2 protein-coding genes are annotated in these 825 nt (G+C 44.8%); both read left to right on the forward strand.

What is annotated here, in order from left to right:
* Positions 1–247: DUF496 family protein (locus R7Q46_RS26120; protein ID WP_318078074.1), on the forward strand; the 247-nt coding region annotated here is incomplete at its 5' end.
* Positions 248–369: 122 nt separating this feature from the next.
* Positions 370–825: MATE family efflux transporter (locus tag R7Q46_RS26125; protein ID WP_318078075.1), on the forward strand; the 456-nt coding region annotated here is incomplete at its 3' end.

An 825-nucleotide genomic window follows, 5' to 3' on the forward strand; every position in this document is an offset into this window, starting at 1 on the left:
TAACGAAAAGAAAGTTCGTGATAACCGTAAACGTGTAGACCTTCTAGAAAACCTACTAGACTACATCAAACCAGAAATGTCTCACGATGAAATCGTCGCTATCATCAAAAACATGAAAGCTGACTACGAAGACCGCGTTGATGATCACATCATCAAAAGTGCAGAGATTTCTAAAGCACGTCGTGACATCAGCCGTCGCATTCGCGAACTGACTGAAGAAGACAAGCAAACTAGCGGCAAAAAATAAGCCCGATTAGTTCAAGTTTCAAACCCCGAGTGAGCATTCCTTACTCGGGGTTTCTTTTTGTCACTTTGTAGTCCAGTGTGTACAATAAAACCATTCTCGAATCCCAACACACTCTAATTTCTATGCCTTCAACTTCTACTAACGCACAACCTACGTTAGCAAAACAACTGTTTACGATGACATGGCCAATGCTGTTTGGTGTGTTGTCCTTAATGAGTTTTCAGCTTGTCGACAGTGCATTTATCGGTCAGCTTGGCGTTTTACCGCTTGCCGCTCAAGGTTTCACCCTGCCGCTTCAAATGGTCATTATCGGCATTCAAGTAGGCTTAGGCATCGCGACTACCGCTGTGATCTCTAAAGCCTTGGGTGCGAATGATGCTCGCTATGCCAAACAACTTGGCGGATTGGTCTTAATGATTGGTTCAATCGGTGTTGCGGTATTCGGCCTCTTAATTTGGCTGCTGCGTTACCCGATTTTATCTCTGCTCAGCGCGCCAGAAACTGTTATGCCTATCATAGATAGTTACTGGCCTTGGTGGCTGCTGAGCTCATGGTCTGGTGCAGGCCTTTATTTTTAC

It is taken from the genome of Vibrio sp. 811 (genome assembly GCF_033339195.1).